Annotated in this window: 23 protein-coding genes and 1 pseudogene; 3 read left to right on the top strand and 21 right to left on the bottom strand. The window is 48.1% G+C overall.

Annotation, left to right across the window (positions count from 1 at the left end; translation table 11 throughout):
• Both J4G07_12510 and J4G07_12505 read left to right on the top strand, forming a co-directional pair.
• On the top strand, positions 1–665 hold a 665-nt coding region (locus J4G07_12510), incomplete at its 5' end, for a transposase (protein ID MCE2414816.1).
• 145 nt (positions 666–810) lie between these two features.
• Positions 811–1,634 (top strand): annotated as a pseudogene (locus tag J4G07_12505) (phytanoyl-CoA dioxygenase family protein).
• A 231-nt stretch (positions 1,635–1,865) separates the two neighbouring features.
• Here J4G07_12505 and J4G07_12500 read toward each other — a convergent pair.
• From J4G07_12500 to thiE, 5 genes are all read right to left on the bottom strand, one after another.
• Entirely contained in the window at positions 1,866–2,909 is a 1,044-nt protein-coding gene (locus J4G07_12500; protein ID MCE2414815.1) for an exo-alpha-sialidase, read from the bottom strand.
• Positions 2,910–2,911: 2 nt separating this feature from the next.
• Entirely contained in the window at positions 2,912–3,631 is a 720-nt protein-coding gene (locus J4G07_12495; GenBank protein ID MCE2414814.1) for a hypothetical protein, read from the bottom strand.
• Positions 3,632–3,965: 334 nt separating this feature from the next.
• A complete protein-coding gene (locus tag J4G07_12490; GenBank protein MCE2414813.1) occupies positions 3,966–4,763 on the bottom strand; it encodes a methyltransferase domain-containing protein in 798 nt (265 codons plus the stop codon).
• Position 4,764: 1 nt separating this feature from the next.
• Entirely contained in the window at positions 4,765–6,237 is a 1,473-nt protein-coding gene (locus J4G07_12485; GenBank protein ID MCE2414812.1) for a DUF2851 family protein, read from the bottom strand.
• A gap of 10 nt (positions 6,238–6,247) precedes the next feature.
• Positions 6,248–6,877 carry a thiamine phosphate synthase gene (gene thiE, locus J4G07_12480; GenBank protein ID MCE2414811.1) on the bottom strand — a complete coding sequence of 210 codons (630 nt, stop codon included), beginning with the start codon at positions 6,875–6,877 and terminating at the stop codon, positions 6,248–6,250.
• A 168-nt stretch (positions 6,878–7,045) separates the two neighbouring features.
• On the opposite strand from thiE, the gene J4G07_12475 reads away from it, so the two are divergent.
• The gene (locus J4G07_12475; protein ID MCE2414810.1) at positions 7,046–7,681 is read left to right on the top strand and encodes an SGNH/GDSL hydrolase family protein; all 636 of its coding nucleotides are present in this window, start codon (positions 7,046–7,048) and stop codon (positions 7,679–7,681) included.
• Positions 7,682–7,795: 114 nt separating this feature from the next.
• Here the strand turns inward: J4G07_12475 and J4G07_12470 are convergent, their stop codons facing one another.
• The 16 genes from J4G07_12470 to J4G07_12395 all read right to left on the bottom strand — a co-directional run bounded on the left by J4G07_12470 (position 7,796) and on the right by J4G07_12395 (position 26,050).
• Entirely contained in the window at positions 7,796–8,647 is an 852-nt protein-coding gene (locus J4G07_12470) for a tetratricopeptide repeat protein (protein MCE2414809.1), read from the bottom strand.
• Positions 8,648–8,731: 84 nt separating this feature from the next.
• Entirely contained in the window at positions 8,732–9,715 is a 984-nt protein-coding gene (locus J4G07_12465; protein MCE2414808.1) for a PD40 domain-containing protein, read from the bottom strand.
• A 70-nt stretch (positions 9,716–9,785) separates the two neighbouring features.
• Positions 9,786–10,853 carry a tetratricopeptide repeat protein gene (locus J4G07_12460; GenBank protein MCE2414807.1) on the bottom strand — a complete coding sequence of 356 codons (1,068 nt, stop codon included), beginning with the start codon at positions 10,851–10,853 and terminating at the stop codon, positions 9,786–9,788.
• Complete coding sequence (locus tag J4G07_12455) at positions 10,850–11,344, bottom strand: CvpA family protein (GenBank protein ID MCE2414806.1); 495 nt, start codon at positions 11,342–11,344, stop codon at positions 10,850–10,852. The genes J4G07_12460 and J4G07_12455 overlap by 4 nt, the downstream gene beginning before the upstream one ends.
• 69 nt (positions 11,345–11,413) lie before the next feature.
• Positions 11,414–12,454 (bottom strand): tetratricopeptide repeat protein, encoded by a 1,041-nt coding sequence (locus J4G07_12450; protein ID MCE2414805.1) that lies wholly within the window; start codon positions 12,452–12,454, stop codon positions 11,414–11,416.
• Between the two features lie 97 nt (positions 12,455–12,551).
• Positions 12,552–13,211, bottom strand: coding sequence for an FHA domain-containing protein (locus J4G07_12445; protein ID MCE2414804.1), 660 nt, complete (start codon positions 13,209–13,211; stop codon positions 12,552–12,554).
• A 16-nt stretch (positions 13,212–13,227) separates the two neighbouring features.
• Entirely contained in the window at positions 13,228–13,842 is a 615-nt protein-coding gene (locus J4G07_12440) for an RNA polymerase sigma factor (protein MCE2414803.1), read from the bottom strand.
• Positions 13,843–14,305: 463 nt separating this feature from the next.
• Positions 14,306–15,184 (bottom strand): peptide chain release factor N(5)-glutamine methyltransferase, encoded by an 879-nt coding sequence (gene prmC, locus J4G07_12435; GenBank protein ID MCE2414802.1) that lies wholly within the window; start codon positions 15,182–15,184, stop codon positions 14,306–14,308.
• Positions 15,185–15,210: 26 nt separating this feature from the next.
• Positions 15,211–16,278 carry a peptide chain release factor 1 gene (gene prfA / locus J4G07_12430; protein ID MCE2414801.1) on the bottom strand — a complete coding sequence of 356 codons (1,068 nt, stop codon included), beginning with the start codon at positions 16,276–16,278 and terminating at the stop codon, positions 15,211–15,213.
• Between the two features lie 255 nt (positions 16,279–16,533).
• A complete protein-coding gene (gene rpmE, locus J4G07_12425) occupies positions 16,534–16,749 on the bottom strand; it encodes a 50S ribosomal protein L31 (GenBank protein MCE2414800.1) in 216 nt (71 codons plus the stop codon).
• 218 nt (positions 16,750–16,967) lie between these two features.
• Complete coding sequence (gene rho / locus J4G07_12420; GenBank protein MCE2414799.1) at positions 16,968–18,302, bottom strand: transcription termination factor Rho; 1,335 nt, start codon at positions 18,300–18,302, stop codon at positions 16,968–16,970.
• A 784-nt stretch (positions 18,303–19,086) separates the two neighbouring features.
• Positions 19,087–21,087, bottom strand: coding sequence for a tetratricopeptide repeat protein (locus tag J4G07_12415; protein ID MCE2414798.1), 2,001 nt, complete (start codon positions 21,085–21,087; stop codon positions 19,087–19,089).
• Positions 21,088–21,151: 64 nt separating this feature from the next.
• Entirely contained in the window at positions 21,152–22,288 is a 1,137-nt protein-coding gene (locus tag J4G07_12410; protein ID MCE2414797.1) for a Gfo/Idh/MocA family oxidoreductase, read from the bottom strand.
• 109 nt (positions 22,289–22,397) lie between these two features.
• A complete protein-coding gene (locus J4G07_12405; GenBank protein ID MCE2414796.1) occupies positions 22,398–23,138 on the bottom strand; it encodes a succinate dehydrogenase/fumarate reductase iron-sulfur subunit in 741 nt (246 codons plus the stop codon).
• Positions 23,139–23,162: 24 nt separating this feature from the next.
• On the bottom strand, positions 23,163–24,995 hold the full coding sequence (locus J4G07_12400) for a fumarate reductase/succinate dehydrogenase flavoprotein subunit (protein ID MCE2414795.1): 1,833 nt from the start codon (positions 24,993–24,995) through the stop codon (positions 23,163–23,165).
• Positions 24,996–25,237: 242 nt separating this feature from the next.
• Positions 25,238–26,050, bottom strand: coding sequence for a succinate dehydrogenase (locus tag J4G07_12395; protein ID MCE2414794.1), 813 nt, complete (start codon positions 26,048–26,050; stop codon positions 25,238–25,240).
• Positions 26,051–26,299 lie beyond the last annotated feature (249 nt).

The following is a 26,299-nucleotide window of genomic DNA, read 5'->3' as shown; positions in this document are numbered from 1 at the left end:
GAAGATATTGGATATACATACTCACCGATTTTGTGGAATCAAAACCTTTGCCCACTACAGGTCAAAGCGTAGGGGCGGACAATGTAATACAAGGAATGGATTTAGTCTATTCCCAGACTAAATCCGGCATGAAAGACGCATACTTGACCCTGAGCACGGGTGAGAAAAAACAGCACCCCCAACCTTTGAAACAGTCTTTGAAGAAACTGCGAACCCTCAACAAAAGCCTTTCTCGTAAAGTTAAAGGTTCTAACGGTTGGTGGCGGTGTGTGAGACAAATCGCACGTCTGTATCGGAAAATCAGCAACCAACGCAAAGATTTCCATTGGCAACTCGCGTCTGAACTTTGTAAGAAGTTTGATACGATTGCGATTGAAACGTTGAACCTTGAGGGTATGAAACGCTTGTGGGGACGGAAAGTCTCCGATCTTGCGTTCTATCAGTTTGTTGAGATATTGAAGTATAAGTGTCGTAAACATAAGCGTCGTTTAAAGCAAGTCGGTCAATGGACTGCGACAACGAAACCGTGTAGCGATTGTGGGTTTCATAACGAAAGCCTCACTTTGAACGATAGACAGTGGACGTGTCCCGACTGTGGTTCTCACCACGATAGGGACATCAACGCTGCAATAAACATATTGCGGGCAGGGATAGCCATCACTTGACGATATGCCTGTAGGAGACTACAGGGAAATGCCTGCAGGTGGAGCGACAGTTAGACGGTGGACTCTTTTGAGAAAACCGCAGTTGCGACGAAGCCGAAGCCCACGCCTTTAGGCGTTGGGTGCTATCACCATAAAGGGGATAACAATGGATACAAGTTGGCTTGAATACTGTGCGACGGAAGCACAACTCAAAGCGTTCAACGACGAAGGGTACCTCATTGTTGAGGATGCCATAAGCCCTGAGATGGTAGACGCATTGGAGGCGGTTGCAGATCGGCTCGATGCTGAGGAGCGCGCTAAGACTGGCTTGGCACCGCACGAACTGTTATCGAAGTTCCGCACTGTCATCGAAGACGATGCCCTGCTGGAGCTGCTTGATAACAAGAAGGTATTTCCACTGCTTTGGGACATCCTGGGCTGGAACATCCAACTTTACATCTCTCACCTCATTATGTATCCTCCAGAGTCTCCCGACAAGGCGCGGATTCGCAAAGGCGCGCATTGGCATCAAGACGGTGGTAGACCTGTGCCGGAGATGGAACGTCCACACCCGCGACTTTCATTGAAAGTCAGTTACTGGCTAAGCGATGTTACGCATCGCGACAACGGGGCAATGCGCATTGTTCCGTGTAGCCATAAACTCGACACCCGTCCGCCCAACAGAGACGACGATCCTGATGGTGATCCAGAAGGTGCGCAGTCCTATTCGATCGACGGATGTGGCACTCACGCGGCTGGAATTTCTCCGATGCGACTCGGAAGGTTCTGTTTATGGGGTATAGTTATCGTTGGTTGCGTGGCTTGGATTATAACCTCATGCCACCTGAAATCCTTGAGAAATGCGATCCGATTCGGCGACAGTTACTCGGTGATGGTGTGGACATTAAAGGCTGGTGGCAACCCACAGATGCGGATGTGCCTTTGAAGACATGGATTGCGGAGCATCGGGGAGAGGAATATGTGCGGTAGGGTCAAACTCCGAGCACTTTTCCGGGACTTCTTTCATCTGAATGTCCTCCATCAATTGTGTAGGTATACAGATAGTTGTCGGTTGAAATCCTGATGCTTGGCAGACGCGATTGATATGCTAAGGTTTGAAAAAAAATCGGCGAATTCACGAGGGAGAAAAGCGGAAGAATGGAAGATTAGGGCACTTTCTCTTCCATTCTTCCACCCTTCCAACCCTACATTAAAACCCCATCACGCCAACGTATCTTCTAACTTTGCAAACGACAACATCTCGGAACGATGCTCTTCACCACGCTCATAGAGACAACAGATATTCATATCCGAGGCAATACAGAGATCGGAATACGCCGCGGGACCGGCGTGTAAGACCTTGCCGCTACTCCAACTTTGACACTCATCGTAACTGATACGAATCGTCATCCGTTCACGGCTCGTGCTGGCGGGGTTAGAAAACAGGATACGATTCTTGTCGTGTTGATTCGCATCCGTATAACGCACCATACTCGCCTGACAGATCGGTTCAATCAGGTCCTCCTCGTAACCGAATTCGGTGAATGTATCGCCGCTGTCACTGCTCCTCGCATAGGCACGTCGCTTCGGTGCGACGTAGTTCCGACAGTTGAAATAGAGTCCACCATCCACAGTTTCAACAACGACCGATTCATTGGTCCCCGGTTGCGCCTTACCGCCGATCCGCCACGTTTCACCGTGATCGTCGCTGACAATCAGGTGTGAGTAGCCATATTGGGCATAGTCCCGACTGTTGCCAAGCACATGGTCACACGGAATAACGAATCTACCGTTTGCGAGTTGAATCCCGTGGCAGGGACCCGTAGCATACCACGTCCACTCCTCGTCTTTCGTCGTGGCTGTGATTTCACTCGGTTCTGACCAAGTTTCGCCGTCGTCGTTACTGGAGGTCACCCAAACGGTGCGGGGTGCTTCTCCGGCAACAATCTTTCCTTCCGCGCCGTCAGCGAGATTTTTGCAGAAAAGCAAATAGATTGCCCCCGTGTCCCGATCAACCACTGGTGCAGGATTGCCATCCGTATCGGTTCCCGTGGAAACAGCGATTTGCATCGGTTGCCAGCTCTCGCCGTTATCGAAACTCCGTTTCAGGACAATATCAATGTCCCCTGAATCCCCGCCACCTGTCCGCCTGCCTTCACAGAACGCCAATAGGGTTCCCGCATTTGACCGGACAAGTGCGGGAATTCGGAACGTATGGTATCCCTCCGTCCCCGCCGTGTAAAGCGGACGCTCCGTCTTGTACATGCTTACAAGTCCCCTTTCAGCCGTGCCCACGTGGTTGTGAGCTTCCCGATCGGCTGGACATCTGCTGGATCATCCATGACGAACTCATCGGGTCCCTTCTGATGATCGGAGAGCCGCACCCCATCAACGACGGAATTCGTCGGGAATTTCGGGTCGGGCGGAGAGGCGTTGTTAATCTCGAAGGTTTCAGCGAACACGGTCGGTCCCTTTTTGAACGGAGCTTCGCCCTCGAGTTTGCCATCTAAGTAGAGTTTCAAGCCGTCGGGTCCCCATGTTCCTGCCATATGGTGATGCTCGCCCTCTTGCCACTTGAGTTCTGCGCTGTTGGCGTTATGCCATGAACCCGCGCTCTTAATCCGCATCTGTGCGATCCCGCCATTGTTAAACTGCAGAAATACCGCGTCGGTGCCGCGTTTGTAAGTCATGAATGTGAAAAGTTCGCCCGTGATGGAGCTGGTGTCCATACCCATCGTTACCCACAACTCAACGGTGCCTTCGTCGAGGTTGACAAAACGGTCTTCTACAGGAAAATGGATAACATCGCCAACGGCTTCGCTAACGAAACCGTTACCAAATTTACCGGGCTTGAAACTGCCGCCATCAACGGTGCCACCCTCTTTTTCCACTTCTGCTTTGCTCTCCAATGCAGAAAAGAAGGTCTCCTCTGCCATAGCCATAGAGACACACAGCAATGTGATCGCTAAAAGACATAACGTTTTCATGAGAAATTCTCCTATTCAGGTTGAAGGTTTCGGTTAAATAATAGTGCGTGAACTGGTATTCTCACTCTATATATTATAGCACAAAAAAGATTGTTTCAGTAAAGAATGGTGCTGAAAAATGGTCAGAGGTGATTTTTAGATAGTCACAGGGAATCACATATTTGAGCAATATCGTTAAATAAATCAGGACTTACGCAATCTTGACCATAGCACGCTCTATTCAATTGCGTCCTGCTTAAAAAACCTCACACGCGCAACGGAAACCCAAACTAACAGTTTATACTACAAAAGAGCAGCCTGCATAAGCCCTATAAACAATAGCACTTGAGGTATGCTATTTGGGTTTTGTGGAAAGTGCGTACACATACGGCGAAGTTAACTGCTGGTTTGGGACTCGAAGCCCTACGAAGAAATTGCCAAGGACTATATCCGTCAGATTCACACACTTACAAAGTACTTCATGACCCCAGTTACCGATGACTGCCCGCCATGGTGAATAATCAACAACACTCAATTTCAAGGGCCCCCCTGTATACCCAAATTCCGTGACCTGAAATCCTGTGTCTCGTAATGCCGAAGCGAGGTCAGTCGGTAAAATTACCTTGTGTGTCGCAAGAAGTTTCGGACTCGCTACGCGGGCTATCGGTGTATACATACCCCGCAGATTCGGCGTTACCGTGAGCATTGTTCCACCCGGTTTGAGTAGACTATATATCTCCTGCAAGACCGCTTGCGGCGTGCTAAAATGCTCAATCAATCCCATTGAGTAAACGAAGTCAAACGTCGAGTGGTGCTTTTTGGCAAATGCGAACAGATCGTCACAGAGAATTGTTCCCTCTGCACCGGCAAGAGCAAGGTTCCGTTGTGCGAGTTGACACCCTAACTCCGAAAAATCGACACCGTAAGTGTCACCTCCATACTTCTGAGCGAGGTAAGGAAGCCACAACGAATCGGCACATCCGAGTTCAATGAGCGTCGGTTGTTTAAAACCCGAAAGTGCCCGATTGAACAACTTCGCGAGCTGGCGGTTCGCTACATAAACCCACCGCAGATGCCGAATTTTATGCTGTTGACCGTCCCAAAGCGTTGTCCAGTAGGACTCATCCGTTAAGGGGGTAACGCGCGAGTCCATACTAATCTTCCTCCGGGAGGACCGCATCGTGTTCCAAAATAGGACAGAGGTCACAGAGCCAATCCGCACAATAGTTTTTATACAAACGGATGAACCCCTGCTCAATTTTAGCAGTCGGCTTCAGAAGACGCATCTGTTGCGTCTCTGTGAAAATCTGTTTATCAATTTTACGGATAATCTGGTTCCCTGCTGACTTGGAACAGACACTATAAAGTTTCAGGATTCCTTCCTGCAATTGCTGACTATCCACCTCGATTGCCCAAATATAAGCGACTGGTAAGATTTTATTGACGATGATGTCTATAGCCCGACTTTTTCCAATCAACACGGCGTGCCGAGTGCCGCCTGTTCCGAAGTTGGAGTGCTTTTCCCAGTAGCCGACAGGTTCAATCATCAGTCGCGCGCAAAGTTCTTTCTCGATGGCTCGTAACAACTTTCGTGTGTCTGCTGACACCACCTTTTCACATATCGGCAGGAAATACATCATTAAGCTGCCTTGAGAGCGATGGATTAGCTGGCTTATCGCGGCAATACGTCGGGTAGGATGATTCAGAGGTCTCTCAGTGAAACTCCAGCGTGCTTCTGTCATACGTGGGGGAAGTTCAGCATATTCTGAGGCGCGCCACAATTCCTCTAACGCTGTAACGCTCGGATCATCTGTTACTTCGGGTGGCAGTGGTTTCTCCCTTTGTGAGGGGAGAAGTCCGCCGACTCCAAAAAGGATCGCTTGAATCTCTAACTCAGATTTCTGGTCGAGATCAGTGAACGGGACCTGCTGCGCTAATTCCCTCAATGGCTTACTGTTGCGTTCATATCCTAACGCCTCCATGATACCTTCGTAGAGAAGTTGCTCGAAATCAAGGCGCGTCCTTAACAAACGCATCGACTCCATCTTTTCCAAGAACCGTTCACGTCCTAAAGATTCAAAAACACCTTTCAGGACCTCTATGTTCAGCGGCTTTCCCGTTATTCGACAGCGTCCATCAGTCGTTGCTGCGTCTTGGGCATCACTATAGAGATCCCCGGTATCCACAGCAATCCATTTCAGGAGCTCCAAGGTCGGAACGCGCTTGTTGTTCTGGAGCCGAATCCGCAGATTGATGCCATCGTCAAAATACACAGCATGCAGTATAACACGATTATATCTGGAATTGAGGTGATGCTTATGGGTATACCACTCCGAAGATCGAACATGAATCTCAACATCACCGACGTAGAGTTTTCCATCAATCTCAATCTCGGCGTGCATAAAATCGGGACCTTCGTTATGATTCCAGACCCCAGGCTTTATGACGCGAATTGCGCGTCTATCAATTGACTCCATGTTGGTATCAAAAAAGCGTTGCTCATTCCACAATTTTTGAACGAACGCTTCATCGATTTTATCGAGGTCAGGATCATATCTCTCATTAATTTCTCTGAACCGTTTAAAGAGGCATTCACTCTCGGCTGCATCATCTATATATGTTTCCATCAGTTCCTATCTACTTCGCCTCCTGAATTTCGTTCAGCAATACCTGCGTTGCGACTTGTGGCTCAGGGTGTGCGCAAACAGCAGAGATTACCGCGATACCGTGCGCACCTGCTCGAATAACTTCACCTGCAGTTTGAATACCAATGCCGCCGATCGCGATAACCGGACACGCCGCGATGTCGCACATTCGGCGGAGTCTTTCCAATCCCTTAGCCGTTTCGGCGTCCGGTTTTGAAGTCGTACCGTAAATGGGACCGAACCCGATGTAGTCAGCACCTTCTGAAATCGCAGCGAGTATTTTATCTTCGGTTCGGGCAGACGCGCCAAGGATCGCGTCTGCGGGCAGAATCCGCCTTCCGATAGAAACCGGCATATCGTCTTGTCCAAAGTGCGCGCCTGTCGCCCCGACAGCCAGTGCAATATCGGCTCTATCGTTTACAATGAGTGGCACATTGTGTTCTGCGCATATCGTTTGCATGGATTCTGCGGTTGCTACTAATTCGCGCGTCGTTCCGTGTTTTTGCCGGAATTGCACCGTATCTGCACCGCCTTCGATCGCGAGTTCCGTTAATTCAGCGTGCGTAAATCGAGATTGTAGCGTCGTATCCGTGATGACGTGTAGAACGCCGATATCTTTCATGTTGGCATGTAACTCAAAATGTGGTAGATTATAGATAGCGGTCAGCAGTCAGGTCGCTTCGCTTTCGGTTTTCAGTAAAGAAGTTTTCGTTTAAGAGAAGCCTCTTGTTACTGATGGCTGACGGAGAACCGATTGTTAATTTAGTATATCACATTTAGGAGACACGTTGTGAACAATTTATTGTTTGAATCTGGAGATAAAGTACTTTTCATCGGGGATAGCATTACAGACTGTGGACGACGCGATGCACATGCCCCCCTCGGACACGGTTACGTCCGCAAAATAACCGAACTCATCACCGCAAAACACCCAGAACGTCAGATCACTTACGTCAACAAAGGCATTGGTGGAGACATCGTTGAAGGTTTAGAAAGTCGGTGGGACATCGACGTGATTGACGAAAAACCGGAATGGCTCTCGGTGAAAATCGGCATTAACAATGCGAGCCGACAATACGGAGAAGGCGTTTCAACGTCGGACTATCTGCCGATTTGGGAGGATTGCTATCGACGGATTCTCACACGTGCGAAGACTGAATTAGGTGCTTCACTTTTCCTCTTTGAAATTTTCTATATTGCAGAAGATGTTGACACGCCGCGCCCATTAGACGTAGACGCTTACAACGCCAGCATCCATAGACTCGCGGAGGAGTTCGACGCACGGTTGATTCCGACCAGTACCGCTTTTGAAAGTGCGGTCGCCGCCCGTCCGGGTGCACTCTGGACAACTCAAGACGGTGTCCATCCAAATGCAGAGGGTCATACCTTGATGGCACTGGAATTTCTTAAGCAAGCGGCGTGGTAACCTAAGGGTCGGGAATCGGAGGAGAGAATCCAAGCGTCGGGAATCGGAGTTCCCTCCTACAGAAGAACGAAAGAGTCGCGAGTAAAACTCGCTCCTACAGAAGAGGGATTGTATCTATCGCCCGGATGATTTTTTCAATGCCTCAATCAATTCGCTCTCACGGTGTGAGTTATATTCGGAGGCAAATCGTTGTGCTTCAATACGATTGCCCCAATAAAATTGCCATCCAATCAAGGAGATACCCGCACCGTCAACATAACGGCGTTCACGAATCGCATCTGCCACAAGATAAATGAACGTCCCACCCAAGACTGCTGCGAGAACACCTTCTTTGACTCTTCCTACATAAAGCTGCCCGCTCCCGGGAATGACTGTGGAGAGCCATCCTGCCATTTGTGGGGATTTGTGCGGAAGTGGTGTCTTTTCAAGCAGCATATCCGCCAATCGACGCGCATTTTTTCCGTGTGATGTATCCGTTTGGAGGGTATTGACTCGTCGCAATTCCGCAATCGCCTTGTTCCAATCGGCAGTGTGAACGTAACACCAGCCGCGCAGATAGTGTGCTGCTGCCACTGCTCCTGTATTCTCACTCGATTGCAGAAGTTCAAAGAGCGTCGTCCGCGCCAATGAATACTTACCGGCATCAAAATGGAGTTGCCCAATCATCAACTGGCTCCGAAACCGAAAATCCGAATTCGGATGAACGGCTAAAAACTCACGAAACAGGTGTTCAGCACGTTCAGGTTGGTTTTGATAGTAATAACTCTGGGCAATTCGGTAATCCGCTATATCTTTGAACTCTGTGTCAGGTCGGTAGAAAAGGAGACGTTTGTATTCCAGCCTTGCTGCCTGACAATCGCCCGATTCAAAAAGTTGCTCTGCATAACGGTATTGCTGACTTTCCTCGTCCAAGTCACTGCTAATTGCGAAAACGATGATAGAAAGGAAAAGAGACGCTGCTGTCATAAAACTCCGTGTCTAAAAAACTTCTTATCAAATATCTATTTATTTTTCCAATTCACACTAAATGCTTAGAAAAATTCATCTACACTATCGTTTGTCTTTGAGAATTCCCCAGAGCGTTCCCAGTTTCCCTTCGGTGGAAACTGACAGTGGTATTGGCTGCCAGGCAGGGAGCATATCGTGTTCAAACCAAGTTTGCGTTAGGTTGACAGGGTTGGATCCATCCGCGTTCATCACGTAAATATCATAATTGCCATCTCTGTCCGTGGTAAAAGCGATTTGTGAGCCATCGGGAGACCAGCATGGATAATCATCATCCCCTTGGTTTTTCGTTAACTGAATGATATTGTCGCCATCAGAGTCCATGACATAGATTTCAAAGTCGTCATCTCTCGCTGAAGAAAAGGTGATTTTCTCACCATCCGGAGACCAAGAAGGATACCAGTCGTCTCTTGCTGGATTTTGTGTTAGGTTGATGGGGTTGGAACCATCAGCATTCATCACGTAAATATCAAAAATGCCGCGATTTCTCGTTGAGGCAAAAGTGATTTGCTTTCCATTCGGAGACCAAGAAGGAGATCTGTCTGTTCTCGGATTTTGCGTTAGGTTAACCAAGTTAGAACCATCCGCGTTCATAACATAGACATCATAGATGCTATTTTTCTTTGAGGCAAAGGCAATTTGCATTCCATCTGGAGACCAAGAAGGTTCAAGATCTATTGTATGTAGGTTGTTAGTCAGTTGGAGGGTGTTGTCCCCCTTGGTATTCATGACATAGAGGTCATAATCGCCATCCCTGTTCGAAGCAAAGGCGATTTGTCCGCCATCCGGAGACCAAGCGGGGCTAGCGTCTGATGCCTGTCCTTTAGTGAGTTTGATAGGTTTTTTCCCATCGGCATTCATTAACTTGAGATCATATGTAAACGTTTCACCGCGCATTGTTTGGTAGGCAATCTTCGTAGCATCAACTGCCTGATTCGCCGATGCAACCAGAACGCACACCAATAGCAGAAAAACCCACCGCTGTAAGCAGGGGCTCATCATAATTCGCTGAGAAAATGCTGGTGTCATGATTCTACCGTCCATAGTTACAATGCGGGGACTTGGGTACACAGCGATTTAGACTGCTTAACCAAGCCGATTAAAACCTATACTTCCACACGACTACTTCCATCTTGCCTTTTAAAGGCGATATTGCTCCGAATACCCCTGAACCCCGAATTTCCTGTTGGAGTCGATTCCGAAATTGTGCCTCATGTTGGACATTAAAAACCCGCGCCGATTGAATACTCTGATAGATACCATTTCCATAGAAAAATGCGCCAAGCATCCCAACAGGTACTGCAACTTCGTAACGCTCTTGGTCAGCGTAATAAAAGCTCGCACTCCCCAACACCACCATACCCACAAAGGTGTAAAGTCCGTCAGTCATCCTCCCACTATAAACCTGTCCACTCCCCGGCACTAACGCTGAAAGCACGCCAGCGATTGTCGGAGAACGGTGTGGAAGCGTCCCAGCGTTTTTTACCGTCCGTGCCAATCTATCGCTCACTTCAGCGAAAGGCGTATCGGGATAGGTTGAATAGACATCGTTCCACGCACGACCCGCCTGTGCCCATTCTCCCTTATTTGCATGGAGCATTCCAATTGTAAATCGAGCGCGGGGTGCCAAGTTACTCTCCCCATGCTCTGAAAGAAACCGTTTGAGTGATGCAAGCCCCTGCTCGCTATCGCCCGACAGAACATGACACTGCGCAATATTGTTTTTCGCGCGCTCGACAAGAACACTCTTCGGATAGGTATCAATCAGAAGTTGATAGGCGCGAATCGCGTGCTCCAATTTGCCTGCATTCTGGTAAGATGCGGCAACACGAAACGCTATGAAATCAATTCGAGGGGCATTGGGATGGAAAAAAAGGAGTCGCTTATACTCGTGAGCGGCGTTGAGATAATCCCCTTCTTGGAAGAGTGAATCTGCGAAATAGCGGTCAGCGTTCAGCCGTCGGCTTTCAGCAAAGAGCACCTCTTTACTTTGATCCGCAATTGGTGCTTTTGAGCCTTGTATCGGAGGCGAGCTGCGAGTCAAGGCTGATACCTGACGGTTTCCGACAACCATTTTAGCGGACAACGGGAGTACAAATAAAAAAATAAGAAATAAGGTACAACCGACACGCTCATAGTGTCCTAAAACGGAGAGAAAGATTTTCATTCGGTATCAAGTTGCTTTTGAACACGGTCCTTGCTAACTGCCCAAACGCGATTTCCGATATCCGTGAGGTGTGGGGCAAATCGAGAATTTGCAATCTCGTTTTTGAAGCCATCGGGACCATAAGTGTTGAGAAGGATGAGGGCGAAAGCTACAATAAGTCCTCCAGAAGCGATACCAAAGCCAAGTCCGAGTAGATGGTTCACCCATCCTAAAACGCCTCTTTCGAGAATCCGCTGAATACGCTCAAAAAGCGAGTCCACAAGAATAGAAACGACCCCTATAATAGCAACTATGCTCAGCCATTTCGCCCAGCTCGGATTGGCTACCAACTTCTGGACAACTGTCGCAAGTTGTCCCCAAAATTGACAGGCAGCAAAGAACCCAATGCCGATGACGAATATCCCCCATACACTTCGGGTGAAACCCGCACGGTAGCAACTTACACCAGCCAATCCAACAAGAATGAGAATACCAATATCGAGTTTCGTCATTGTGACGTTTGAATTTTTAATTTATGGTCCCTGGGCTGTCACTCCACTTCGTTTCGGACGGGTTTTCGGTTAGATGGCAGTTGGGTTGGGCATCTGTTCGCTCTCTTGAAGAAAAGGAATCTCCATCAAACTGCACGCAAAGACCTGTTCAATTGCAATCTCTATCGGAGTGCCGTTGCCTAATTGGTGAAGCAGTTTGCGAATTTTAAGGAAACCGAACTCTTGGATGAGAAATTCTGCGACTGCAGTGGACTGGATATACGCCAACTTCCGATATTTTGTGGGGAGTTGGTTAAACGGTTTGTTTAGGACAGCAAAGGGAAGTAAACGCTCCATCTGAACCGCCTGTTGCAAGTCAAAGCGTTCAGACTGGAACATAGGGCGGGCAATACTTTGTGCGAGTCCTTCGTCAAGCCATATAGGACAATGCCCGTGCGCTAAATGACGAATTAACAGATGCACCCATTCATGCCGTAGCAGGGCATATAAAATGCTTAGTACTGGCTCACCGGCTGCACAGTATGCCAGACGGATACCACCATCGTAGCACCCACTCGCCCATCTCGGCATCGAACGTTGAGACGTCGCATGTCTGTTTGTATTTGTAATCGATATAGAGACCGGTGAAGCGGGATAGTACCCTAACACTTCGCCCAATTCCGAGTAAGTTCTATAAATCAGGCGACAGATGTTCCAGATTGCTTGGGAATTCATTTCAGAATGACAAGTGAGATCGAAAAATTCTGAACGGACAACCTGTTTAGGGGATTTCGTAGGATATACTTGTAACTGTTCAAGAAATTGTATGGGAGGCAGTTCCTTAAAGTCATCGAACGAGATAAGTGTATTATAACACGCTTTCTCATCAAGAATACGCGCTTTACGCCTAAGAGCTGTCGGCGAATCAGGACATAATCGCAGCGCAATATCTAAACACGCCACTGCTGTATCCCACTCTCCAACCATCTCATAGGCTTTCGCGAGGTCGGCATAGATATAATGATGCTGTGCCGCGCCTAATTTCAAGCCAGCGAGATAATGCTGGATCGCTTCAACATAACACGCCTGTCCATAACTGAGCGTTGCTTGTTGAAAATGTGATAATGCCAATGAGTTGGTATGTCCAAGGTGCACAACCTTCATAAGGAACGGTGGTGCATTAAGGGCTTATCCCTCAATGCACAACGCAATCCTTCTCCCAGTATAATTATGATCGTTCAATATCAACGACTTTGAAACTCACTTTTCCGCATTTGAGCGTAGAACCGTCTTGAATGCGGGTCGGTGTTTTCACACGCGCGTTATCAAGATATGTCGTATCAGAACTACCCAAATCCGTGACGTAGACATCGTCATCCTTCTGCTCAAATCGGAGGTGCAAACGAGAAAGCGTCCGGATTGCGTTGTAACGTTTCAACATGTCTGGGGATTCAGTTGTTTGTTCAGTATCCCATTTCTGCAGTGCGTCGGCGTCGGGTACAGACGCATCGACCTGCATGATTTCGGTAGTTTCATTGCCCATACCGTGTGGGCTATAACCGGGTTGCAGTTCCAGTCCTTCTACATTGACAGGTTCAGCTTCTACGGCTTCGCCCCGAATTTCTGCCATCACGCGCTCACGCGCACGCTGCTCGGCACCGGGCGGCGGTATGACGTTCTCTCTCTCCTCAAAGCGGTAGTGTGAGAAGTCTATTAATTGTTTCAATGGCTGAAGTTCCGGAAAGTTGTGAATTTCCTTCAGAAGACGTTTCTGCTTACGTGATAACCGCGCATTTTTCAGCCAGCACGTATAAGCTTCCAACATCTCTGCTTTTTTCAAGTCATCTGCCGAGATGCCGGACCTCCGCCATTTCTGCCAGAATCGCATGAGTTAATCCTCCAAATTAATATATCCACTGAATGCCTTTTGCAATCAGAATCTTCCGCAATTCCTCGGTACACCGAAAAATCCAGATTTTCACGGTGCCATCTTTGCGGTTGAGAATGCGGGCAATCTCTGCGATACTATAGCCTTCTAAGTGTCGTAACATCCACGCAATCCGATGATTTGGTTTCGTTACCTGTTCAAGGGCATTCTCCAAAATCTGTTGCGCTTCAGCGGCTTCTAATTCTTGCTCGGGACCCGGGCGCGGGTCTTCGTATTTACTCAGCGGTTGTTCATCCTCGTCAGGCGAACCACTGAGCGGATGCTCCCGAATCCTGTCGCGCTTTCGTATCGCATCGATAATCGTATTTCGCGCTACCGTATTTAACCACGCCTGAAAACTACCCTGCTCCGTGTCCCATTTGCCCAGCTTCTGCCAAACTTTAACGAACACATCCGAGGCGACCTCTTCAGCATCTTGATAATTTCCAAGCATTCGGTAGGCTTTATTATAAACCCACTTATAATGCTTGTCGAATAATTGCCTAAACGCGGCTTCATTGCCTGCTTTCGCTTGCGTCGCGAGATAGGTATCTTCGACAGCAGATAAGTCATTAGATATTTGGCGCGCCATTCAAATCTGCTCCTTCGCCTATAAGGATTCTTTTCAGCAGGCTATACAATGTAACGTCAATAAATCCTATTACGTTTCAAAAAATGATAAGAGTGGCACACCGTGGAGAATTAACGCGCTACTAACGTTCGCTAATAGACTTATGCGATAAATGTTAATTTATTATATAATATTTTCACAAAATATGTCAAGAAAAAAACGACTTTTTCCAAAATTTATGGGTAATTGCGCACTAATAGCACCATAAAAGGGTGTACAACCCACCAGAATTGAGTCTATATGGTAAAATCCAAAAATACGTGAACACTTTGAGAAATGTCCCTTCGCCCCTTATAAAAGAGGTAAGAAACACGTCGAGCTCTCCAAGTTTAAAGTGTTTCAATAATTGTGAATTTGACTGTAATTTATATTGGAACGCCATGATCGGACAACCATGAGTGCAGTATAAAAGCTAAAACAGTCTCTATGAAACACTCGCCAGAACAATCCGTTCCTTTCCTGCATAGTCATTGAACAGTTCGTACGTGGCGTATGCAGATTCAGCATCAAGAAGTGTTTGAACGGGTTTGGCTTGTGTTGCACCGATTTCAAGAATCAGTCTTCCTTCAGGTGCGAGATATTTTGGTGCCTCAGCAATTAATCGACGAATAACGTCAAGACCGTCATCTCCAGCAAAGAGCGCAATTTCCGGTTCATGGTCCCGGACATCCGGACTCAAGGTGGCACGTTCCGTATTTTTGATATAGGGTGGATTGCAGACGATCCAATCAAATTGCGCGTCCTCATTAGCGTTTATTGCCGCTACGGGTTCAAACAGGTCTCCAGCCAAAAACTCAATTTGCGATACGCATGCGTGTGTTTCAGCGTTCTTTCGGGCAACGGTGAGGGCGGACTCAGAGATGTCGGTGGCAACGATCTCCCACTCTGGTTGTTGCAGGGCAAGACTCGTCGCAATTACACCGCTCCCTGTACCGAGTTCCAATAAACGTTGGGAATTTTCAGTTTCTGTTATGAGAATAGTTTCAACGAGTTGTTCGGTTTCTGGACGCGGAATGAGGACCCGTTCATCCACATAGAAATCCAAGGACATAAACTCCTTGCGATTCGTGAGGTAGCTAACAGGTGTGTGTGCGATCCTCTTTTTTATGAGTTCTCGGAAGGGTGTGAGGTGTTCTTGAAAGACAGGCATTTCAAAGTGGAGATAGAGCTGCAGGCGACTTTTTTCAAGCAAGTGTCCAAGTAATACTTCAGCATCTAATCTCGGATTTGGGACACCGTGTTGTTGGAAGTATCCCACCGTCCAATCGAGAAGGTCGACTACGCTCCACATTTTCTTCGGCATAGTTTCGTGTTCCTTAACTGGAGGTGTTAATCCTCCTTCAACCTTTCCGCCTGATCCGCAGTTATTAGCCGTTCAATAAACGTTTGTAGGTCACCATCTAAAACGGAGTCGAGTTGATAGGAACTGAATTGGATCCGATGGTCAGTTACACGGGATTGTGGGAAGTTATAGGTGCGAATTTTCTCGCTTCTGTCGCCACTGCCGACCATAGATCTACGGGTTTCGGCTCTTTCACTGTTAAGCTCAGATTGTTTCTGTTCCTGGAGGCGTGCGCGGAGAATCTTCATCGCCTTGGAACGATTTTTGTGTTGAGACTTTTCGTCTTGGCATGTCACCACGAGTTCGGTGGGTAGGTGGGTAATCCGAATAGCGGAGTCGGTTGTGTTAACGCTTTGTCCGCCGGGACCCGAAGATCGGTAAGTATCAATACGTAATTCGGTTGCTTCATCAATCGCCAAATCGAGTTCCTCGGCTTCAGGGAGAACGGCGACCGTGGCGGCAGATGTATGAATGCGTCCACTTGCCTCGGTTGCAGGAATGCGCTGCACGCGATGTATACCGCCTTCAAATTTCAGTTGACTGTATGCGTTCCGCCCTTCAATTGAGAAGACGACCTCTTTGAATCCTTTTAAGCCGGTTGCATTTGAACTGAGGAGTTCCAACTTCCAGTTCTGACGTTCAGCATAGCGGGTGTACATCCGGAACAATTCGGCTGCGAAAAGACTGGCTTCTTCACCACCCGTCCCTGCCCGGATCTCAATGATGACATTTTTCTCATCGTTTGGATCTTTCGGAATGATGAGAACCTTAAGCGCCTCAGTCAATCTCTCTTTTTTGGTAGTGAGAGCGTCCAACTCTTCCTGCGCTAATCCGAGCATTTCCGCATCTGTTTCGGATTCCATGAGGAGCAGCGTCTCTTCAAATGCTGATTCTAACTGTTGGTACTCCTGATAAGCGGACACAATTGGCGAGAGTTCCGCGTGAGTTTTAGATAACTCCATCAACCGTTGCTGATTTGAGATTTGCGCTGGGTCTCCGAGTGCGTTTTCGACTTCAGCGTATCTGTTTTCAATATCCTTGAGTTTCTCAAACATTTTCGTCACCGCTTGCAAGTCAGAACTTGCCGTTAACTGTTAAAAGTTAAGAGATGCCTGCCTATACCTTCAGACCCAGGACAAATCCCTATCCTGCCTGATTACTGTTCTGTGATAGCATCCCAAGCTAAAGCGTTGGGCTTTCAATCCGTCAATTCCCGTAAAGAACAAGGCGTTCCCCGTGCCTGGTGTTGTTAAGACACGGGTACCTTTTTTGGAACACCGATCAATAGACTTACCTGCGAAACGATACTTCTAATTCTCGTCTTCGGTGAGCCCGTAACGTCGGCGGAAACTTTCAACACGTCCGGCAGTATCGATAAATCGAGCTTGTTGCCCAGTGTAGAATGGGTGACATTTCCCACAAATATCTACCCGCATCGCTGATTGGATAGCGAGCGTTTTATGGGTCGCGCCGCAAACGCATGTAATGACGCATTCTACCATCTCTGGATGTATTTCCGTTTTCATAACGTTCTCCTTTGCATTCAAGATTTTCAAATCGTCTATTCACGATTTATGGTAAACTTTAGAATTAATTGTACACTCTACACCGGCGAGGTTAGAAACCTCGCCTACCGGGGGAGGGGAGAATGTCTGCTTATTTTTCTGGTTTACCATAGTCAGAATTAATTCCAATATTCCTGTAGTTACGCTCTTAAAGCGCGGAAACGTAGATGTATAGGAACTTACGCGGATCGCTTTGAACGAACGTTGGTTCTTACGGATGCATTACTGTAAGTTGCATTGTCTACCATCCGTTCGAGGAATTCTGCGTTTGTACCAGTTTTGCCGAATTGCTCAATGAGCATTTCAAGTGACTCTGCGTCGTCCATCTGGCTTGTGAATTTCCGCAGCACCCAGACCTTGTTAAGAACATCAGGTGCCAATAAGAGTTCCTCACGACGTGTTTTCGACTTTTCGATGTTAATTGGTGGATAGATTCGGAGATCTAACAAAGAACGCGCCATGTGGATTTCCATGTTGGCAGTGCCTTTGAATTCTTCGTAGATATATTCATCTTGTCGGCTTTCCGTATCAACGAGCACAGATGCAATAACCGTTAGACTTCCACCTTCTTCAAATTTCCGAGCTGCGCCGCAGAACTGACGTGGTTTCACAAACGCCATTGCATCCAAACCACCGGACAACGTTTTTCCGCTGTGTGGTGTCATGACATTGTGTGCACGTGCCAGTCGGGTCATACTATCTAACAGAACGACGACATCTTTTCCGTACTCTGCCCATCGCTTCGCCTTTTCAATCGCCATATCGGCGACCTGAATGTGCCGTTCGGGATGCTCATCAAAAGTAGAACTAATGACTTCTCCTTTGACAGATCGGGCGACATCCGTAACTTCCTCAGGGCGTTCATCAATCAATAAAAAGATGAGAATGACTTCCGGATGGTTCGCTTCAATGCCAGCGGCAATATTCTTCAGTAGTGTGGTCTTACCACTATAAGGAGGCGCGACAATTAACCCGCGTTGTCCCTTCCCAATCGGTGCTATGAGATCCACGATGCGAGTCCCGTACTCGGACTGACTATGTTCGAGTTTCAATTTTTCGTACGGGTGAATAGGCGTGAGGTTATTGAAAAGGATTTTCTGCTTGACGGCGTCAGGTGTTTCCCCGTTAACCTTCTCAATTTGTAGCATTGCGAAGTAGCGTTCTGCTTTGTTTTCCGTCTTCTTTGGAGGACGAATGATCCCTTCAACGACGTGTCCGGTTTGTAAATCGAATCGCCGAATTTGCGAGGAGGACACATAAATATCCTCGTTACTCTGCAAATAATTGGAACGGGATGAACGGAGAAAGCCGTAGTGCTGGTCTCGGTCATCAAGAATTTCCAAGACACCACCGCCGTAAAACTGGGTGTCTCCCTCAGATTTAGCCTCTATGATTTCGTTAATCAATTCCTCTTTCCGAGACCCGTTGTATTCATTCACTCCGAGAGTCAAGGCAAAGTCTTTGAGTTCCGAGAACTCCATTTCTTGGAGCTTGCGAATGTCCAAGCTCTCCATAGTTTCAAATACTCCTCATTGTGCCCGGTTCCAAGGTAATCGTTCCACCACGGCGTTCATCTAACTACCCAGCGAATTCTTTGTCTCCACTCAAATATACGACATGTGAAAAATAGGAGGCAAAATAGAGGTTAAAATGGAATCGGGGCTGATTCTATCGAATAATTTACTCAAGTTGGTTTCCATCACTTTCGGTTCGCGATTGAAACCACATTTACCGGATTTCACTACTCTGTCTGCTCTATTACATCGTGAGACAGAACCAAGGCACAAAAACTGGGTTTTCCCACAAAGCCGGTTAATTAGATATGACACTCCAACCAAACGCATGAGACTTCTGAAGACGCGCTTGCAAGCGACGCGCGACACCGTTAAGGTATGCAACAGAGCAAAACGCAGGGTATACTGGGATATATCCATGGAGTAGGCACAACGTTGCCCGTGGGAGTGTTTTTTGTAGGGTTGCGTTGAGATACGTGTTAGAAGGCGGTTTCGCCCTAAAGGTGCCACTTGGTTTTCCATATCAAAACCGGCGTTGCACGCACGACCTTACAACCAGTGACTCGTTTTTCCTCGAAGGATGCTTTTTTCGGGGTTTACACTGTTTCATCAGGGGAAAGCTGCGAAATGCACCCTTAAAGCGTGCTTGCGCTTAGGAAGTTAAGGATCTTAACTGTTAATTATACACAATTGATAACAAAAGGTCAAGTTTTTTTGCAAAAAGACTCATTTTTCCGAATTCATAATGTAGTATGTGGTTGAAAAACCACATACTACATTATACCTATTCTGCGTCTTCACCTTTCAATTTACTTAGGCTCCGACGGACTTTCTGATTATACTGATTTTCCGCCAAGTAGTTTTCCCACAGAGCTATAGCGTCGTCATTAAACCCTTGTGAGACATAGTACTCGCCAAGAGCCATCAGTGGAATATCAGAAAGCGGGTTCTTCTCAATCGACGCTTTGAATTCAGCAACAGCGGTTTCCGCATCGCCAGCTAAAAGTGCCAACTCGCCTCTACCGTAAGGGATCAAGGCGTGATCGGGATACTCTACCGCCAATTCGTCTATCATCTGCTGTGCGTCTTCCAATTTCTTCAGGTGGTAAGTTGCACGCGCAGCGAGGATCGTCGCATAAACGACCTGATTTCGAAGTTTTTGTTGTTCGACCTTGCTCTCCGATCTGTTGAGCAACCGCTTTGCTGTCCGCGCGGCGGCTCTATACTTGGCACGGGATTGCACATAATTCCCATACTGGTAGGTGAGGTCACCGAGGGTTTTAGATCCGATGTACGAGTCACCTTTCTGATCAACGAGATCCTGAAAGATTGCGGCGGCTTTCCGATCCTTCAACCGATAATGGAGGACTTCTGCAAGGCTTTGCAAGGCATCCAAATTCTGTGTATTCGCCGCGACAGACTTCTCCAGAACCTCTCGTTCCTTCTCGGGTTCCCCCAACTTTTTGTGTGCCAGCGAGAGTAACCAGTAAATCTCGGAATCTTTTCTTTTCGCCATTCCAAGCACAGAAGTGTAGGTTTCTATCGCTTTCTCATAGGATTCGGAAGTGTAGTGATTTCGTCCGGTGTCGATGACGGCTTGAATGACACTACCATCTCGGCTTGCGGCTTTCTTGAGAACCTCTTTCGCCCGTTGATGCATCCCGATTTTTCGGTAGCAAATCGAGAGTTTGAGGTAGGTATACGGGTCAATCTTCACATTCGCCGACTCTGCGCGGGCAATTGCGTCGAAATATAACGCCCCTGCGTCCCGGTAACTTTCATCGCCGTAGAAAAAGTTGGCAATCATCAGTTCAGCGTCATAGTAAGTACCTTGGTCATCGCCTGCGATACCCCCTTGACCGCCGAAATTCCGCATGACTTCTGATGCACTCACCCCGAATCCGGAGTCTGCGATCTGTAAACCAACATTTCCCATTGCGCGGCTTTTCTCAACCCCCCCGCGCGGGCGGTCCCGTTCACGTCTCGCTTCTTGCTGTGCATAAGCTCTGCCAAGTTGTGTCGCCAGTGGGTCGTCAGGTTCTGGAATTCTGGCGTTGAGGTCTGTCAGTTCCTGTTTTGCTTTCTCAATCTCTTCTTCAGCCCCCTCGACCTTCCCATATCTTTTAACGAGTGATTGATACGTGCGTTTCGCTTCATCTTCGTTTTTGAGGTGCTGTCGTTGGATTCGCCCTTTATTGGCAATAGCGAGTGCGGCACGTTCACTTCGAGGATTTCGGTTTGCGAAGTTATCGAACACCTCTACTGCCTGTTCAAAGTCCTTTGCTTCTTCAAAACTTTTCGCCAGCATCAGTTGCGCGTTGTGGCTCAATTCGAGCTGCGGAAAATTGTTGATGATTGCGTCAAATTGGGTTTGAGAGGCTTTAAAATCCTTTTGTCGGAAATAGTGCATCCCGAGTTCATAATGCGCCTCAGCGGCTTCATCACTTTCCGGAGCAGCAGCAATGACTGTCTCATAGGCTTTGATGCCTTCGGCGGGTTGATCCATCCGGTCAACAAACAATTTACCCATAGCAAGTTGCGCTTGCAGGGCTTGAGGTGTGCCGGGTTGGGCATCCACAACACTTTGATACGCCTGTATCGCCCCTGGATAATCTTTCTGTTCAACAAGATTTTCTGCGTTACGCAGCGCCCCCCCGGATACGCAACTGATTTGGATCGCTGCTACTAAGACAGTAGCGACAAGCGAGCAATACTTCATGCTTTCAACAGCGAGTTTTTGCCAGCGATCATAAGTCTTGGTTGCGAGTTGTGCTGAAAATTTCACGATCTTTCTCCTTTTTTCTTATTGACTCGGTTTGAAGATACCTACGTGAATAAGCATCCCTGCTTTAATACCATGATTTGGATGCACATTCATCAATCAATTCTAAGACCTCTTGCCGAGTGTATCCCTCTCTCTGAATGAGTTCGTCGCAATTGACTCTATTTTTCGCGTCGGGTCCTTTACCGGCTTCAAGGACTGCATTTGTCAACCAACTGGTGCGCACTCCGTTGATGCCAGAGGTGTAATTTGTCTGGTACTCACCTTTCACCAAACCGACGAGCTGGTCGACCTTGTTGCGGGGATATCCTTCCGGACGCGGATAAGCAAGGGGTTCTGGCTCGCCACCTTTGGGGGTGTAACGAATGCCATTTTTGATTTCGATCGTTCCTTCATCACCTTCGAGAATCACCCATTCTTCAAACCCAACGCGCGTGTTTCCGAGGATAGTGATTGTGCCTTCGGCACCATTATCGAGCGTTACATCAGAATAAGAATTAATTTCAACGAACTTTGGAACGAGGTTTCCATCGTCGTCCTCAAATTTCATGTCAGTTGTTCCGTAGACTTCAGCAGGCAAGGCACCTGTCATCCATAAGAATATATCTTGGAGGTGGCTTCCTGAATCATTCGGCTGTCCACCACCGGAGAAACGTGGATCTCCTCGCCATCCACCTGCGCCCCACCGCTGTGCCATGTAGACCTCAAATTTCTGGAGGTTACCGATACGTCCTTCAGCGATTGCGCGTCTCGCTGCCATGTAGGTATCCTCGTAATGCCGTTGATATCCACCGACAAGATGTAACCCACTGCCCATTGCGATTTTGGTTACAGCGATTGCATCGCCAACGACATTCGCCATCGGTTTTTCGACGATAACGTGACATCCAGCACGGAGCGCGTATTTCACATGAATATCGTGCAGGGAGTGCGGCGAGAATACACCGACTATATCCAGATCTTCGTGATTGAGCATTTCCACAAATTCGTATTCACCGAGGTATCGATTGCAACTATTCGCTTTATAGCCGTCAACCCGTTCTTGGAGCGCGCTTTCTAAAGCGTCCAAACTCGCTTCGTGGGTGTCCACAGCGGCAACGACTTCAGCGTCGGGACGTGTTGCGAAACCGAGTGTGTTTCCGCGTCCTGCACCGCCGGGTCCAATCACACCCACTCTTAAAATATCATTTTTGCTGGTTCCCATGATTCTAACCTCTCCGAATTACATCTGTCAAGAAAAATTTTGTACTTGTTACGCCAATTTGAGAACGGTGAATCGCATTCATTGCGGTTTAGACACACAAGCGTATCCCTCAACGACTAAAGACGCGGAACAGTTTTTTAATCGGATCGTAGAATTCGTCAACGATGCGTTCTTTGAGCGGGATGATGGCGTTATCCGTAATCGTGATATGTTCCGGGCAGACCTTCGTGCAACATTTGGTGATGTTACAATACCCGATACCATCCGAATCCTTCAATTCTTCGAGCCGGTTTTCCGTGTCAATCGGGTGCATTTCCAAGGAAGCGGCGTAAACGAAGAATCTCGGTCCGATGAACTCGTCATGAAGATCGTGTTCTCGGAGGACATGGCAGACATCCTGGCAGAGGAAACACTCAATGCACTTCCGAAACTCTTGGATGTGGTCGATGTCTTCCTGTTCCATTCGCCATGTGCCATCTTCGGCATCAGGGGGTCGTGGCGTGAACGGTTTCATTTTCTCTTTAACTTTGTAGTTCCACGAGACATCTGTAACGAGGTCTTTAATGAGCGGGAATGCACGCATCGGTTCGACGGTAACGGGTTCATCAAGCGATAAATCGTTGAGGCGCGTCATGCACATCAATTTCGGTTGTCCATTGATTTCGGCGGAGCAGGATCCGCATTTTCCTGCCTTACAATTCCATCGGACAGCCATGTCGTTTGCCTGCTCGGCTTGGATACGGTGGACAGCGTCTAAAACCACCATCCCCTCAGATACCTCGGTGTCGTAATCGACAAATTCTGCGCCATCCGCATTGCCACGCCAGATTCTAAATGTTGCTTTCGCCATCTTTTTAATTTTCCTTTAAAAATACTATCCGATTTCGTCTATGATTTCCTGCAGATCGGCTCGGAGTTCATCAACGGGTTGACGGCGAATCTCCATTGTGCCGTCGGATGCCTTCTTGACGATGGTGTTATATTTCCCTGCGCTGGGTTCCTCTTTCTCTGGGTAATCGTCCCGTGAATGCGCACCGATGCTTGCCCTGCGTTCAAGTGCTGCGAGTGCAATCGATTCGGAGACCGTGATCAAACAGTCAAGATCAAGCGCGGTATGCCATCCGGAGTTGTATTCTCGATTGCCGATCGCATGAACGTTCTCTGCCTGCTCGCGCAGGTTTTGAATCTCTTCCAAGGCTTGCGTGAGGCTTTCTTGACTTCGGGCAATACCCACGAGTTCCTGCATTTTGTCTTGGAGTTGTGCCTGAATGTCGTAGGGTCCCATCTTTTCACCACTGCCACCGCCTACCGGATTTTCAAAGGGTTTTAGTGTGTGTGCAGCGATTGCATCAATTTCTGATTCATCAAGTGAGACTGCTTCGTTCTCTTCTGCAAACTGTGCGGCGTATTCTCCGGCGCGTTTGCCGAAGACAAGCAAATCGGAGAGCGAATTACCGCCGAGCCTGTTCGCACCGTGTAATCCGGCAGCGCATTCACCCGCCGCGAAGAGTCCTGGCACCGCCGTCATCTGTGAATCCGCATCGACCCGAATACCGCCCATGATATAGTGCGTTGTCGGACCAACTTCCATCGGTTCCTGTGTGATGTCAATGTCGGCGAGTTCCTTGAATTGATGGTACATACTCGGCAGTTTTCTACGGATATGTTCTGGAGCGTTCGAAATTTTTTCCTTAATCCATGCTATATCCAAGAATACCCCACCGTGCGGACTCCCGCGACCCTCTTGGACTTCTCGAACGATACACCGTGCGACATGATCGCGTGTGAGAAGCTCAGGCGGACGGCGTGCGTCTCGGTCGCCTTGCGTATATCGCCAACCTTCCTCAGGACTATCTGCTGTCTGGTTCACATAAAGTTCTGGGATGTCATCGAACATGAAGCGTTTGCCTTCACTGTTTGTGAGGATGCCGCCTTCGCCACGCACCCCCTCTGTGACCAAGATACCTCGGACACTGGGGGGCCACACCATACCCGTCGGATGGAATTGGACGAACTCCATATCTATGAGTTCTGCCCCGGCATGGTATGCGAGAGAGTGTCCATCGCCGGTATATTCCCAACTATTGCTTGTGATTTTGTATGCTTTTCCGACCCCACCTGTCGCCAAAACGACCGCGTTTGCAGAAAAGACCTTGAACCGTCCTTTTTCACGTTCGTATCCGAATGCCCCTGAGACCCTTTCGCCGGTTTTCAAGAGCGAAACGACGGTATTCTCCATGTGCACTTCAATGCCTTGATGAATACCGTGATCCTGTAATGCTCGGATCATTTCCAATCCAGTGCGATCACCGACGTGTGCGAGGCGCGGGTATTGGTGTCCACCGAAGTTCCGCTGAAGGATGCCGCCATCCTGTGTGCGATCAAACAGAGCACCCCACGCTTCAAGTTCGCGCACTCGGTCGGGTGATTCTTGTGCATGGAGTTCTGCCATTCGTGCGTTAGAGAGATATTGCCCACCGCGCATGGTATCAGCAAAATGCACACGCCAACTATCTCTTTCATCGACGTTTGCCAAAGCGGCAGCGACACCACCTTCTGCCATAACAGTATGCGCTTTACCGAGCAAAGATTTGCACACAAGTCCTACTCTTAGGTCACCTGCGGCGGCTTCAATCGCTGCACGAAGTCCAGCACCACCGGCTCCGATTATCAGTACATCATATTCATGAGTTTCGTAAGATGCCACGCTAATGTTTCCTCTTTCTTTTCTACTAGTAGTCTGTCACATCTAAACTGACAGGTGGGCTCGTCCGATTTTGTCGGGTTTCACTCCGTTCTACCCGACCCACAAAAAGTCAAAATAACGTTGACAGACTACTAGGACTTACGCAAAATGATCAAATTTCACCTATTTTCACAGGATTCGGTGCGGTTAGAAACCGCACCTACCGGGGAAGTGCGTAAGTCCTATCTACAATAGATGTTTTTTTAAAATGTAATCCAGTCCTTACCGAGTGTCGGTGCTATAAAGCGGACGTATACATCCGAAAAACCGACCCAACAGAGACTCATCCATGCCCAAAGCATGTGTCGCTGGTTCAAGCAACTGACACAGTTATAGGCTCTGCGACGGATTGGAGCTTTAGAGAGCAGATCAACGACTCCACCTACAAGGTGGCGCAAAGAGTGGCATCCCAAGGTATAACCCCCTAAAAGGACGACGTTGCCTGCCAAAACGATAGTGCCTACACCGATACCGAGGGTTGTTCCGCCGTTACCATCATCAAACCAAAGGGCTTTCCACACGTCATAGGCGAGGATGCCCAGAACAACAAGCGCGACGTAAAGAAAATATCTGTGGATGTTCTGTATAATCAGCGGGAACGAGTTTTCACCGCGATATCCTTTACGCGGTTCTGATACTGTACAAGAAGGTGGGTCTGCCCAAAAAGCCTTGTAATACGCACCCCGGTAGTAGTAGCATGTAAAGCGAAATCCGAGCGGTGCCCACAAAATGAGGACAGCCGGGGTAATGAAACCCGGTATCCAATTTGGCATCATACCGAACCAGCTGTGATCAACGCTATGTGCCACCTCTTGTGTACCGAAAAGAAGTGGTGAATAGAAAGGTGACAGGTAGGGACCATAAAAAAAGTGGTTCCCTTCAAAAACTCGAAAGGTGGCATAAACGATGAAGAGTCCCAACCCGACAAATACCGCTAAGGGTTGCAACCACCATGTATCTCGGCGCTGGGTATGGAAGGGGCGACTTTCTGTTAGGGTGAGTTCAGGGTGCGTCATAGGCGATTTTCCTTACCTTGAAAATAAAAAATAAAAGCGAATCTGAAGATTTTTATACGAAGATTTTATACAGAGAAGTTTAATCATCTATAATATTTGTTTTCACGATTTTACGAGACACAGCAACGGCATAGTATCAGCTCACCGTGGCAATGGCGATATGCTGTGCATCTGGGCGCGAGTGTTGTCGAGAGGCTAACGTTACATCGTGGCTAGGCCTAGTGCTGTGTCACTCCTAAAATGATGGAT

The sequence above is a fragment of the Candidatus Poribacteria bacterium genome (genome assembly GCA_021295715.1).
Lineage (GTDB): Bacteria > Poribacteria > WGA-4E > WGA-4E > WGA-3G > WGA-3G.
This window is presented reverse-complemented; position numbering and strand designations above follow the sequence as displayed.

What these genes read in the sequence shown, in the direction of transcription:
- J4G07_12445 (MCE2414804.1), bottom strand. Translation starts at nt 13,211, where the DNA reads ATGCGATTCTGGCAGAAATGGCGGAGGTCCGGCATCTCGGCAGATGAC.
- J4G07_12500 (MCE2414815.1), bottom strand. Translation starts at nt 2,909, where the DNA reads ATGTACAAGACGGAGCGTCCGCTTTACACGGCGGGGACGGAGGGATAC.
- rho (MCE2414799.1), bottom strand. Translation starts at nt 18,302, where the DNA reads ATGGAGAGCTTGGACATTCGCAAGCTCCAAGAAATGGAGTTCTCGGAA.
- J4G07_12490 (MCE2414813.1), bottom strand. Translation starts at nt 4,763, where the DNA reads ATGGACTCGCGCGTTACCCCCTTAACGGATGAGTCCTACTGGACAACG.
- J4G07_12410 (MCE2414797.1), bottom strand. Translation starts at nt 22,288, where the DNA reads ATGGGAACCAGCAAAAATGATATTTTAAGAGTGGGTGTGATTGGACCC.
- J4G07_12440 (MCE2414803.1), bottom strand. Translation starts at nt 13,842, where the DNA reads ATGGCGCGCCAAATATCTAATGACTTATCTGCTGTCGAAGATACCTAT.
- J4G07_12405 (MCE2414796.1), bottom strand. Translation starts at nt 23,138, where the DNA reads ATGGCGAAAGCAACATTTAGAATCTGGCGTGGCAATGCGGATGGCGCA.
- J4G07_12470 (MCE2414809.1), bottom strand. Translation starts at nt 8,647, where the DNA reads ATGACAGCAGCGTCTCTTTTCCTTTCTATCATCGTTTTCGCAATTAGC.
- J4G07_12395 (MCE2414794.1), bottom strand. Translation starts at nt 26,050, where the DNA reads ATGACGCACCCTGAACTCACCCTAACAGAAAGTCGCCCCTTCCATACC.
- J4G07_12460 (MCE2414807.1), bottom strand. Translation starts at nt 10,853, where the DNA reads ATGAAAATCTTTCTCTCCGTTTTAGGACACTATGAGCGTGTCGGTTGT.
- J4G07_12495 (MCE2414814.1), bottom strand. Translation starts at nt 3,631, where the DNA reads ATGAAAACGTTATGTCTTTTAGCGATCACATTGCTGTGTGTCTCTATG.
- J4G07_12485 (MCE2414812.1), bottom strand. Translation starts at nt 6,237, where the DNA reads ATGGAAACATATATAGATGATGCAGCCGAGAGTGAATGCCTCTTTAAA.
- rpmE (MCE2414800.1), bottom strand. Translation starts at nt 16,749, where the DNA reads ATGAAAACGGAAATACATCCAGAGATGGTAGAATGCGTCATTACATGC.
- prmC (MCE2414802.1), bottom strand. Translation starts at nt 15,184, where the DNA reads ATGCCGAAGAAAATGTGGAGCGTAGTCGACCTTCTCGATTGGACGGTG.
- J4G07_12465 (MCE2414808.1), bottom strand. Translation starts at nt 9,715, where the DNA reads ATGACACCAGCATTTTCTCAGCGAATTATGATGAGCCCCTGCTTACAG.
- J4G07_12455 (MCE2414806.1), bottom strand. Translation starts at nt 11,344, where the DNA reads ATGACGAAACTCGATATTGGTATTCTCATTCTTGTTGGATTGGCTGGT.
- prfA (MCE2414801.1), bottom strand. Translation starts at nt 16,278, where the DNA reads ATGTTTGAGAAACTCAAGGATATTGAAAACAGATACGCTGAAGTCGAA.
- thiE (MCE2414811.1), bottom strand. Translation starts at nt 6,877, where the DNA reads ATGAAAGATATCGGCGTTCTACACGTCATCACGGATACGACGCTACAA.